This is a genomic window from Sorangium sp. So ce385 (genome assembly GCF_051474135.1).
Lineage (GTDB): Bacteria > Myxococcota_A > Polyangia > Polyangiales > Polyangiaceae > Sorangium > Sorangium cellulosum_D.
The window spans coordinates 9,626,827-9,638,612 of record NZ_CP150337.1; the positions used below are offsets into that span (position 1 = coordinate 9,626,827).

An 11,786-nucleotide genomic window follows, 5' to 3' on the forward strand; every position below is an offset into this window, starting at 1 on the left:
TCAGCCCCCGGCGATCGCGGGGACGATCGCGACCTGATCGCCGCCCTTCACGGGCGTCTTCAGCCCGTCGAGGAAGCGGATGTCCTCGTCGCCCACGAAGATGTTCACGAAGCGCCGCACGCCCTTCTCGTCGAGGAGCCGGTCGCGGATGCCCGGGTAGCTCTTCTCGAGGTTCTCGATCAGCTCGCCGACGGTGCCGCCGGCGGCTTTGACCTCGTCCTGCCCGCCGGTGAGGGTGCGAAGGGGGGTCGGGATGCGGACGGTCGCGGTGTCAGCCATGGTCATGCTCTCCAGTGTTGAGGTGGGCCGGGGATCCGCTCTCGCGGTCCCCTTCAACGTAGGTCGGGGCCCCGTTTTCACGGTCCCCTTCTGCAGCACACGAGATCACGTAACGGGACGCGTCGATGGTCGCGATGTCGGCGCGCTCGCCGCACAGGGCGCAGGCGGGGCGCGCAGCGACGGGGACGCTCCGCAAGGTGTCCGACAGGCCGTCGTACGTCGCGATCCGGCCGTAGACCGACGCGTCGCCCGCCAGGATCGCGAGCGCCCGGTCCGCCGCGATCGCGCCGGCCACGCCGCACACCGGGCCCGCCACCCCCGCCGTCGCGCAGTCCGGCGCGTTCCCGGTCGGCAGGTCCTCGAACAGGCAGCGGTAACAAGGCCGCCCCTCCGCCGCGACCGCCATCACCGTCGCGCGCCAGCGGATCGCCGCCGCATGCACCACCGGCGTCCTGGTGAGGCGGCACACGTCGGCGATGAGGAACCGCGACGCGAAGTTGTCGGTCGCGTCGACCACGACCGAGACGCCCGGCATCAGGGCGGCCGCCGCGCTCGGCGTGAAGCGGCCGTACCGCCGATCGACCCGGAGCGTCGGGTGGCGGCGGCGCAGCGCCTCGGCGAAGGCGTCGAGCTTCGGGCGGCCGACGTCGTCGGCGTCGAACAGGATCTGCCGGTGCAGGTTCGTGACCTCGACCTCGTCGTCGTCGGCCACCCGGATCTCCCGCACGCCCCCCGCGGCGAGCGCCAGCGCCGCCGGCGCCGCGATGCCCCCCGCCCCGACGAGGAGCACGCACCCGCGGACCGTCGCGCCATCGCCGCCGCTCATCGGAAGTACTCGTCCAGGCTGAAGTACCGCTCGCCGGTGTCGCACAGGACCGTCACGACGTTGGCGTCGGGGCCGAGCTCGCGCGCCACGTCGAGCGCCACCCGCACCGCGGCGCCGGCGCTGATGCCGACGAGCAGCCCCTCCTGCCGGGCGAGCGCCGCCTTCGTCTCGTACGCGGCGCGATCGCTGACCGTGCGCACCTCGTCCACCACGCCCGGATCGTAGTTCGCCGGGACGAACCCCGCCGCGAGCCCCTGGATCTTCGTGGGCCCGCGCTCGCCGCGCGAGATCGTCGCGCACGACTCGGGCTCGACCGCGATGACGCGCGTCGCGGGGCGCAGCCGCTTGAGCACGCGCCCGACGCCGCTCACCGACCCGCCCGTCCCCACGCCCGCCACGAACGCGTCGATCGTCAGCGACTGCCGCGGGCCAGGCCGCCCGGGCGCGTCGAGCCCCGCCATCGCGTGCAGGATCTCCCGCGCCGTGGTCTCCGCGTGGACGCGGGGGTTGTCGGGGTTGTCGAACTGGCCGAGGAGGATCGCGCCCGGGATCTCGGCCGCGAGCTGCTGCGCCTTCTCGATGGCGCCCTCCATCTGCTGCTCGGGCTCGGTCAGCACGACCTCCGCCCCGTAGGCCTCGAGCAGCTGGCGGCGCTCGAGGCTCATGCTCGCCGGCATCGTCAGGATGCACCGGTACCCCTTGGCCGCGCACGCGATCGCGAGCCCGATCCCGGTGTTGCCCGACGTCGGCTCGATGACCACGCCGCCCGCGCCCGGGCCGAGCAGCCCGCGCGCCTCGGCGCCCTCGATCATCGCGAGGCAGATCCGGTCCTTCAGCGAGCCGCCCGGGTTCTGCTGCTCGGCCTTCCCGAAGACGCGCCCCCGGGGCGTCGCCGCGTCGACGCGGCGGATCTCGAAGAGCGGCGTGTCGCCCACGAGGTCCAGCACGCTGTCGACGACGCGCGGGTGCGAGGGCAGCGGGGGCAGCTCGGCCGCCCCCGCGGGTGCGCGGGGGACGCCGGGGGACGGGTCGTCTCGGTCAGGGCTTCTCATGGGAGGTCGGCTCAGATCACGTAGGTCGACCGCTCCGGCCGCCCCTTGCGGCGCACGCCGAGCTCGACCCCGCGCTCGCAGACGTCGGCGATCGACACCGCGTCGAAGCAGCGCTCGATCGCGAGCGCCAGGTCGTGGAACACGGCCGTGGGCGGGTCGAGCGTCGCGCTCTCCGGGTTGCCCTCGTCGTCCGGCGCGATCACCGCGACCGGCCCCTCCAGGGCGCGGACGACGTCGCCCAGGCTGATCTCGCTCGCGGGCCGCGCCAGGTGGTAGCCCCCGCGCGGGCCGCGCTTCGAGCTGATGAGCCCGGCCCTCTTCAGGTCCTGGAAGATCTGCTCCAGGAACCGGGCCGGGATGAGCTCTCGCTCCGAGATCTCGCGGATCTGCGTCGGCCGCCCGTCGTTGTGGAACGCGATATCGAACAATGCGCGCACACCGTAGCGACCCTTGTTCGAGAGCTTCACCGCCAGTCCTATGCATTGGTGCATCGGGGAAGTCAAGAACCGCACATTCAGCGACTTGCGCTTCTTTCCGTGCGACACGGCACCCGAACAGCGCACAGAAACTGGCCGTCGCGGCGAAATTGACAGCCGAGGTTCACCGTTCGCCGCGTCACGGCGAGCAGGCTCTCGGCTTCCTGTTGAACCGGATGGGACGGGTTCAGTAGCTTCGAGAGGTTCGAGGCTGCGAGTCGCCGCGCGCGCCCCTCCGGGCGCGCGGGACCCGATCGACGCGTCCGCGTCGCACGGTTCGGGCTGCGGCGCACCAACCCAGGAGTCGTCCGGTGGCTTTCTATCAAGACCCCCCATCACTCGGGAACCAGTACGACGACGACCGCGTGCTGCGGTCCTACCTCGCGCGGGTGCTGCCGCGCGAGGTGGCCGCGTCGATCACGCCCTCGCTGCGGGAGATGGGCGAGCTCGCGGGCGGCCGCCTCTACCACCTGCAGCTCGCCGATCGCGAGAACGAGCCGGAGCTCACGTCGTGGGACGCCTGGGGCAAGCGCGTCGACCGGGTCGAGGTGACGCAGCTCTGGAAGGAGGCGGCGCGCATCGCCTGCGAGCACGGGGTCGTCGCGACGGCGTACGAGCGGGCGCACGGCGCGTTCTCGCGCGTCCACCAGTTCGCGCTCGCGTACCTCTTCGACGCGTCGAGCGACGTCTACACGTGCCCGCTCGCGATGACCGACGGCGCCGCGCGGGCGCTGCTCGCGAGCGACAACCGCGCCCTCATCGACCGCGCCGTGCCCCGCCTGACGAGCCGCGACCCGGCGCGCGCCTGGACGTCGGGGCAGTGGATGACCGAGCGCACCGGCGGCTCGGACGTGGGGCGGAGCGAGACCGCGGCGCGGCCGGGGCCGGACGGGGCGTACCGCCTGTACGGGACGAAGTGGTTCGCCTCGGCGGCCACGTCCGAGATGGCGCTCGCGCTCGCGCGCCCCGAGGGCAACCCGGAGGGCAGCCGCGGGCTGGCGCTGTTCTACGTCGAGCTCGCGGGCGAGGAGGGGCGCCGCGAGGGGGTGCTGCTCAACCGGCTGAAGGACAAGCTCGGCACCCGCAAGGTCCCCACCGCCGAGATCACCCTCGACGGCGTCCTCGCGACGCCGGTCGCGGGCCTCACGAACGGCGTCCGGGCGATCGCGCCGATGCTGAACGTGACCCGGACCTGGAACGCGATCGCCGCCGTCGCCGGGATGCGCCGGGGGCTCGCGCTGGCGCGCTCCTACGCCCAGCGCCGCGCCCTGTTCGGCGCGACGCTGGCGGAGAAGCCGCTGCACATGGACACGCTCGCCGAGCTCCAGGCCGAGTTCGAGGGCGCCTTCCACCTGACCTTCCGCGCGATCGAGCTGCTCGGGCGCGAGGAGACCGGGTCGCTCACCGAGTCGGAGGCGAAGCTGCTGCGCCTGATGATCCCGATCGCGAAGCTCACGACCGCGAAGCAGGCGGTGTCGGTGCTGAGCGAGGTGCTCGAGGCGTTCGGGGGGGCGGGCTACATCGAGGACACGGGGCTGCCGCGCCTCCTGCGCGACGCGCAGGTCCTGCCGATCTGGGAGGGCACGACGAACGTGCTCGCCCTCGACGCGCTGCGGGTGATCCTGAAGGACGGCTCGCTCGACATCCTCGCGGCCGAGGTGGCGCGCCTCCTCACGGGCGTGGTCGAGCCGAAGCTCGCCGAGGCCGAGACGGCGGCGTCGCGCGCGGTGTCCCACGCCCGCGCGTGGATCAAGGAGATGGCCGCCACCGACCGCCCCGGCCTCGAGGCCGGCGCCCGTCGCGTCGCGATCACCCTCGGCCGGGCGCTCTCGCTCGCGCTGCTCGTGCGGCACGCGGCGTGGGCCATGGACCGCGAGCGCAGCCGGGCCGCGCTGGCCGCCGCCATCCAGTTCGAGCGCAACGGGGTCGACTGCATCCGCGACCACGACCCCGACACCGTCGAGGCCCTCGCCGAGACGGCGCGGCAAAAGCCCGCCACCTGAACAGACGGCTCCGCACACGGACCTGAACAGCGCGCGCCCACCCCGGGCGCCGTGTGCCGGCTTCGGCCGCCGTTCCGCCCCGCCTCGCGAGCCTACGACGATTTTTCCGTCGGCTCCCTGCGTTCTGAGCGCGCAGAATAAATGTGCATTTTCAGAGAGTTGCGGACGGTGCGGCGTCGCCGGAGGCGGACGACTTTTGTCCTACCGGCGTTCAAAGGCACTAGACGGAACTACCTGAACGGGCATACAGTAATCCGTAGCTGCGGCGCTGAACGCGTGCCCGACGGGGGCGGCGTGCGGGCGGTCCTGCCCTTCGGGGCGGGGGCCGCGCGCGCGGCGTCCCCGGTGGGGTGAGATCCGCCTGCGCGCGCCGGCACTGGCGCGCGAGGGACTTCGTCCGCCTCACGGACGGATCGGGCTCGCGTAGCCCCGGGCACGCGCGCGGCGCGCGGTGCTGGAGAGCGCACACGACGAGCTGCGAAGAGGCGAGATGAAGACGCAATACACGCTGCTGTCCGGCGAGACGGTCGAGTTCGCGACGCCGACCGGCGAGCTCGGCACCTTTCTGTGCCGGGTGCTGGCGGCGGCCCGGGATCCCGCGGTGTCCGAGGCCGACCTGACCGATCTCGTCCTCGGCCCGGAGAACCCGCTGCTCGACAAGACGGCCGTCGCGGGGCGGAGCGTCGCGACGGCCGACGTGTACCGCGATCCGGCGTTCCATGTGATGCTCGACTGCCTGGCGCGCAAGCGGCTGCCGCCCGAGTCGGCGGTGGCGACGCCGCGGACGCGCTACACGATGACGGTGCCGGAGGCCGCGCAGCAGCTCGGCATCTCCGAGAGCGCGGTGCGCCAGGCGATCTACGCGGGGCGGCTGCGCGCGAACAAGGAGGGCGGCACCTACTACCTCGACCCGCACTCGGTGGCGAGCTACCGGGTGAGCAAGCGCGGGCCGCGCCGGCAGGACCAGGAGGCGAAGGGGCCGCCGGGGGGCCCGCTCGACGCGCGCATCGGCTCGGGCCCGGACGCGAGCTTCCGGGTGAAGCACAGCCGCGACGACTTCGAGCTGACGGAGAAGCGCGGCCCGGAGTGGACGGGGATGATCCCGAGCGGGTGGCGGCGGATCGCCGTCCTCGGCACGTCGCGGGACCTCTCGCGGTACTGGGAGATCGAGCCGGCCGAGGGCGAGAGCGTGCTGCACTTCGAGGGGTTCTACCTCCGCGGGGGCTTCCGCATCGTCGAGACCGTGAGCAGCACGCAGCGGGCCGTGGCGGCGTTCAAGGGGTTCCAGCCGCGGTGAGCGCGGGCCGGGGGCGCGCGCGGCGCCCGCGCGATCCTCAGAAGCGGGCCTGGGCGCTGACGCCGCCGCCGACGAAGTCGGGGTTCACGAAGGTGCGCAGGGCGAGCGTGCCCTCGGAGGGGTCGCGCTCCATGAAGGTGCCGTTGTTGTCGCGCACGTACTGGACCCACGCGACCGCGGAGAGGATCCGGCTGATATCCCACTTGAGGCTGACGCGGGCCTGGAAGATGGGCACGGCGGACCGGTTGTAGGGGAGGATGGACAGGTTGCCCTGCTCGCGCACGACGACGGTGCGCGCGATCGGCGCGCTGTAGAGGTCGAACGACGTCGTCCTGAAGGTGGCGGGGAGCTGGAGGCCCGCGCCGATGCCGGGGGTGAGCCGCGCCGGCGCGACGTAGTAGTCGGCCGAGAGGGCGAAGAACAGCTCGTCGCCGGTCGAGGCGCCGCGCGTCTCCGGGATGCTCTGGAACGGGATGAAGCTCGGCTGGTTGCGCAGCACGAACGGCAGATCGCGGTAGATGCCGGTGACGCTCGCGCGCGCGTACCCCGACTTGAGGACCGCCTGGAGGGCGCCGGCGCGGGCCGCCTGGCGGGTGGTCACGCCCGCGGACTCGAAGTCCTTGAGGTTCTGGTAGAGGTTCGACGCCTCGAGGCTCACGGCCCAGGTGGTCTTGCCCGGCGTGTAGGTCTCGGGCTTGAAGATGACCTGCGGGCGGTCCGGGTCGTTGCGGTAGAGCAGGAAGTCGACCGACTGCGGGATGGGCTCGCCCTTCGTGTGCGCGACGACGCGGGCCGAGGCGCCGTACGTGTAGACGGGCTCGCCCGCGACGTCGGGCCAGTCGAACCTGCCCTGCTGGAAGTAGCCGGCGCCGAGGTCGGCGTGCACGTAGGGGTGGAGATCGACGCCGCCGCCGAGGAGAAAGCCGTAGTTCGTCTGCGCGATGCGGATCTCCTCGACCTCGCTGGTGCCGGGGGTGAGCACCCGCTGGAGCTGCGTGAGGCTCGCGACCTTGAACCCGGCGAAGACGCTGAACCGCTCGGCGTCGAACTGCACCTTCGCGCCGGGCGCGGCGCCGATGATGCGCGGGAAGATCGATTGGTTGATCGACGCGTTCGTGCCGCCCCACGAGATGTCGTAGAGGTAGCCGAGGCGGAACCGGTCGGTGTCGAGGGGCCAGAGCGTGATGCCGAGCCCGGTCTTGCCGTCGGCCTTGCCGTCCGTGTGATAGAAGGCGCGGATGAACGAGCCGGCGTCGTAGAGCGCCTGATTGACGTTGTTGCTGTTCCTGGACAGCGAGGCGAGGTCGATGCGGAGGACCATCGAAGCCTCGGTGTCCAGCCCCTCGATGAACCCCGGCATCTTCTTGTAGAGCGCGAGGTGCGTCAGGTTCTCGCGCCCGCTGAAGCGGGAGTTGAGGTTGTCGAAGAAGAGCCGGTATTGCTTGCGATCGCCGATGCTCACGTTCGGCGAGATCGGCTGCGCCTGGCCGGTGTCGTGGAGCACGTCGTCGTCGCCGAACGTCCAGGTGAGGCGCGTGTCCATGGCGTCGCCGACGCGGACGGGCGGCTCCTCGGCCGGGATCGTCGCGCGGGGCTCGACCCGCGGCAGCGCGGTCGCGGCCCCGGCCTCGGCCGCGGGCGGCAGCGCGCCGGGGGCCGGGAGGGCGGCGGCCGGTGGCGCCGCGGCGGCCGGGGCCGGCGCGGCGGGCTCCGGGCCCAGCGCGGCGGGGGTCTGGACCGGCGCGGCGGGCCCGGGGGTCGGCGCGGGGGGGATGTCGGCCGGCGGCGCGGGGGCCGCCGCGGGCGCGTCCGGGGTCTGGGCCGGCGCGGCGGGCGCCGGCGGGGCCTGACCGGGGGTCGGCTGGGGCTGGCCCAGCGCCGGCGGGGCGAGGGTGAGCAGCAGGGCCGCGGAAACGGCGGGGGCGAGGAGCGCGCTTCGGTGCATGGCGGGCGGTGGGCTTCCTTGGGGCCTGGGGGATCCGAGGGCGCGGCGCGGCCGCGGGGGGGAGGCGGCGGCTAGTTGGTCTCCGCGTCGTTGTCGTCGAGGCTGCGCAGCCGCACGCAGGCCTCCGTCGAGGGCTTCGCGGCCTTCGCGCAGCCGGGCGCCTCGCAGACGAGATCGTCCGGGCAGCGGGCCTCGATCGTCCAGTTCAGCGAGCCGCCCGAGAAGTTCCGCAGCGTGCCGGTCACGGCCTCGAGCGCGCGGCCCCGGTGGGACGTCGGATCGAAGGCGCTCACCGTGCCCGTCTGGATCTGGATCATGCTCGACCCGTCCGTGACCTTGTAATTGCCGCGCGCGGAGAAGCTCGTCCACTCGCTGCACTCGGGGTCGCGCGAGCACGCGTTCGCGCAGCTCCCCTCGGCCCGGCTGTCGAAGTCGACCTGGCCGTCGCCGTTGAGGTCGCAGCTCGACTGCTCCGGGGCGAAGACGTTGTTCCGCGCGGGCTTCGGGCCGAAGTTCTTGCTGATGTGGACGCCCTCGACGCGCACGAGCCCGCTCTCGAGGCGCTCCATGGCCGAGGCGTCGGCGATCGTCCGCGCGTCGAGGACCGCGGGCTCCGGGACCGGGCACGGCTCCCCCTCGTGGAAGGGCGCGATCTCGTACGACGGGAACGAGAGCTCGGTGAAGCCGAAGAACTCGTTCACGGTGCCGGCGAGGTACTGGAGCCGATCGCAGACCCGCATGTTGGCGGGGGTGTTGAAGTTGTACGCGAAGAGGTGGTTGTACCCGCCGTCCTGGCCCGTCAGATCGGTGACGTAGAAGCCGTCGCTCGCGACGCGCGTGACGACGACGTCCTGGGGCGCGGCGGTGTTGATCTGGATCCCCTCGAACGCGTAGGGCGTCGCCGAGCCGCCCCCCTGGACGTCGGCGACGCGCGGCAGGGCGTAGGCGACGGGCTTCGAGGCGCCCGCGCTGAAGGTGCCGCCCTCCTCGGTGTCGTCGTCGGCGAACGCGCACCCGGGGTCGGCGGGGAAGTCGATCAGCACGTCGCCCGGCGCGTCGTCGTTCTCGCCGTTGGCGCACGCGGGCCGGCCGCCCCGGGGCGCGGGCGCGTAGCCGACGTCCTCGGCCCAGAGCCGGGCGGGCCCGTAGACGGCCGTCACGTGGACCACGCCGGTCGCGACGCCGCCGCGGAGGCGGACGTTGCGGCCGACCGCGAGGTCCGCCTCGTCGGCCTCGACGTCGACCACGGCCCCCGGCTCGACGCTGAGCCGGACCATGCCGTCGAACGGCGCCCGGCGACCGGCGGGGTCGCGCGCCTCGATCCGGAACGACCAGGCGTCCACCGTGTCGCCGCGGTTGGCCGGGAGGGGCGCCTCGGCGGCGGGCGGCGCCGCCCCGTTCACCTCCACGACCTGGACCCAGAAGCTCGAGACGCCCCGCGGCGGGCCCGCGTCGCTGCCGCACCCGGCGAGCGCCGCGGCGAGGAGCGCCGCCTGGAGCCGCGCCCGCGGCGTCACTGGCCCACCATCCGCAGGCGGCCGTCGGAGAAGTTGCCGAGCCGCCGGTCGACGCACGCGAGGTACTTGCACTGCTCGCCGGCGGCGCTGCACGGGGCGAGCGCGCCCTCGCACTGCTGCCGCACCTCCGGGGTCGGCGCCCTGGCGCAGACGTCGCGCTGGTAGGCGGCGACGTCGTCGCGGCAGCGCGCGAGCACGCACGCGCCCTCGGCGCACGGCGCGCCGCCGGTCTTGCACACCGGGCCCTCGACGACCGACTCGGGGCACGCGCAGACGTAGCCCTCGCCCACGCCGGCGCAGTCGGCGTCCCGCTGGCACGACGCGAGCTCGCCGCGGTCGTCGGCGCCGCACGGGCGGCCGGCGCGGATGTAGTCGATGAGCGCGTCGCGCTGCTGCACCTGGGTGTCGAACTGGGTCGTGTTGCGCTGGAGCACGCGGAACCCGCTGCCGCCCTGGGCGAGGTAGTTCGACGTGGCGAGCTCGTAGGTGGCGATCGGGTCGATCGGCTGCCAGCACCGGTTCGCCTCGACGTCGCAGCTGCCCGTGAGGCCGCCCGGGCAGTCGGCGTCGCCGTTCGGGCACGCGATCGGCGGGTCGTGCGCGCCGATGTAGACGTGGGTCGCCACGCCGGGCGCGGCGCCCTCGGAGGCGCGCGCGGCGCAGTCGATGACGACCCGCGCGCCCGCGATCTGCGCCTGCGACACGCACCCGCGGCCGCTCGATCGGCGCGCCACGAAGTCGAACAGGTCCTGCACCTCGAGGCCGGAGAGCTGCATCTTCGAGATCGAGTTGTCGAAGGGGAAGATGTTGAACATCTGCTCGACCGTCACCGGGCCGGGCACGAGGTCGGCGCGGATGCCGGTCGTGTTGGTGAGGGCGAAGTCGGTCTGGATGCCGAGGCGCAGCCACATCGCCGCGGCGATCAGGTTGCCGAGCGGCGAGTCGCCGCCGCTCGTGGAGACGCGGCGCGAGCCGTCGAGCGCGTAGCCGACCAGGAGATCGAGGTTCGCGAGCGCGTCGAGCCCCTGCGCGTACGGCTCGAGCACCGAGGCGACGATCGGGTCCGCCGGCACGCCCTCGGTGACCGGGAAGAGCTCGTACCGGTTCGAGAGCACCTCGTAGCCGTTCAGCGGGTCGTAGTCGGCGCCGAGCTCCGAGGGATCCTTGGACAGCACGAGGTCGAGGCGGCCGACGAACTTCGCGAACGCGCCGGAGTGCGCGAGGACCACGTCGCGCGGCGTGCAGTAGCGCCGGCGCTTCTCGCCCGCCTCCGGGGAGCGCTCGTCGTTCAGGAGGATGTAGTGGCGCTGCTCCGCCTCGTCGTAGTACCGCGAGCAGTCGCGGACGCGCTTCGGCGGCTGGAGCACGATGTGGTTGTGCCCGCCGAGCACGACGTCGATGCCCGTCGTGGTCTCGATCATCCGCTCGTCGACGTCGAGCCCGAGGTGGGTGACGAAGACGATGACGTCCACCGTGGGGCGGAGCAGATCGACGTAGAACTGCGCGACCTCGGTGGTGTTCAGCGGCGTGATGCCGAGCCGGTTCGGCGCCTCGAAGATCGAGGTCAGGCTGGAGAGGTTGCCCATCCCGATGACGCCCACGCGCAGGCCCTCGAGGTCGAAGACCGTGAACGGCTGCAGGATCGCGCCGAGCGGCGAGGCGCCGGGCTGCGCGGGGTCCTCGAGGAGGTAGTTCGCCGCGAGGATGGGGAAGCCCGCGTTCTGCTGGAGCTGCACGCCGAGGTTCAGCGCGCCGCGATCGAACTCGTGGTTGGCGACGATCATCGCGTCGACGCCCATGGCGCCGAGGGTGCGGATCTCCGCCTCGCCCGAGTAGAAGTTGAAGATCGGCGCGCCCTGGAAGCAGTCGCCGCCGTCGAGGTGCAGCACGCGCGACGCGCGCGCGCGCTCGCGGCCGATGATATGGGACATGCGCGCGGCGCCGCCGACGTTGGCGATGGAGGTGGCCTCGCCGAGGCCGAGGCCCGCGTCGACCTGGCCGAGCTGCAGGTTGTAGGGGAAGAGCCGCGAGTGGATGTCCGACGTGTGGAGCAGGGTCAGGTGCGCCTGCCCCACGAGCCGCGTGGGCGGCTGCTCCTGCTCGCAGCCTGCCGCGCACAGGCCGAGCGCCGCCGCGCCGGCGGCCAGCGCGCGCGTGAGGCGCGACGCGGCCGGCGAGCGCGCCGCCGCGCCGCGCGCCGGTGAGAGGGGAGCCTCGGAGGGCCGCGTCGTCGCCCCCGGCGCCGCGCCCATGGCATTACGGGACTTCATGAAGCGGCTTCACGCTAGGAAGCCCTCCCCGCGAGCTCAAGCGAAAAGGAGGTGAAGACGGCGAGGCCGTCGACCTGCGACGCAGGTCACCGCGCGCCGCGCTCTCCCGAGCGCTGGCCGG

9 protein-coding genes are annotated in these 11,786 nt (G+C 73.3%); 2 read left to right on the top strand and 7 right to left on the bottom strand.

The window, feature by feature from the left end; translation table 11 throughout:
- From WME83_RS35050 to WME83_RS35065, 4 genes are read right to left on the bottom strand one after another with little or no spacing between them, the layout of a single operon-like run.
- Window positions 1-279 carry a MoaD/ThiS family protein gene (locus WME83_RS35050; protein WP_012238383.1) on the bottom strand — a complete coding sequence of 93 codons (279 nt, stop codon included), beginning with the start codon at window positions 277-279 and terminating at the stop codon, window positions 1-3.
- Complete coding sequence (locus WME83_RS35055) at window positions 272-1,105, bottom strand: HesA/MoeB/ThiF family protein (RefSeq protein ID WP_437314057.1); 834 nt, start codon at window positions 1,103-1,105, stop codon at window positions 272-274. The genes WME83_RS35050 and WME83_RS35055 overlap by 8 nt, the downstream gene beginning before the upstream one ends.
- Entirely contained in the window at window positions 1,102-2,157 is a 1,056-nt protein-coding gene (gene cysK, locus WME83_RS35060; RefSeq protein ID WP_437314058.1) for a cysteine synthase A, read from the bottom strand. Before cysK ends, WME83_RS35055 begins: the two co-directional genes overlap by 4 nt.
- 11 nt (window positions 2,158-2,168) lie before the next feature.
- The gene (locus WME83_RS35065) at window positions 2,169-2,624 is read right to left on the bottom strand and encodes an RrF2 family transcriptional regulator (protein ID WP_437314059.1); all 456 of its coding nucleotides are present in this window, start codon (window positions 2,622-2,624) and stop codon (window positions 2,169-2,171) included.
- A gap of 320 nt (window positions 2,625-2,944) precedes the next feature.
- On the opposite strand from WME83_RS35065, the gene WME83_RS35070 reads away from it, so the two are divergent.
- On the top strand, window positions 2,945-4,636 hold the full coding sequence (locus tag WME83_RS35070; protein ID WP_437314060.1) for an acyl-CoA dehydrogenase family protein: 1,692 nt from the start codon (window positions 2,945-2,947) through the stop codon (window positions 4,634-4,636).
- A 490-nt stretch (window positions 4,637-5,126) separates the two neighbouring features.
- Window positions 5,127-5,933: a helix-turn-helix domain-containing protein gene (locus tag WME83_RS35075; protein WP_437314061.1), complete on the top strand. Its 807-nt coding sequence runs from the start codon at window positions 5,127-5,129 to the stop codon at window positions 5,931-5,933.
- A gap of 37 nt (window positions 5,934-5,970) precedes the next feature.
- On the opposite strand, the gene WME83_RS35080 is transcribed toward WME83_RS35075, so the two are convergent.
- The 3 genes from WME83_RS35080 to WME83_RS35090 all read right to left on the bottom strand — a co-directional run bounded on the left by WME83_RS35080 (window position 5,971) and on the right by WME83_RS35090 (window position 11,665).
- Complete coding sequence (locus tag WME83_RS35080) at window positions 5,971-7,878, bottom strand: hypothetical protein (protein ID WP_437314062.1); 1,908 nt, start codon at window positions 7,876-7,878, stop codon at window positions 5,971-5,973.
- A gap of 71 nt (window positions 7,879-7,949) precedes the next feature.
- Complete coding sequence (locus tag WME83_RS35085; RefSeq protein WP_437314063.1) at window positions 7,950-9,395, bottom strand: hypothetical protein; 1,446 nt, start codon at window positions 9,393-9,395, stop codon at window positions 7,950-7,952.
- Window positions 9,392-11,665, bottom strand: coding sequence for a bifunctional metallophosphatase/5'-nucleotidase (locus WME83_RS35090; protein WP_437314064.1), 2,274 nt, complete (start codon window positions 11,663-11,665; stop codon window positions 9,392-9,394). Before WME83_RS35090 ends, WME83_RS35085 begins: the two co-directional genes overlap by 4 nt.
- Between the last annotated feature and the right edge of the window lie 121 nt (window positions 11,666-11,786).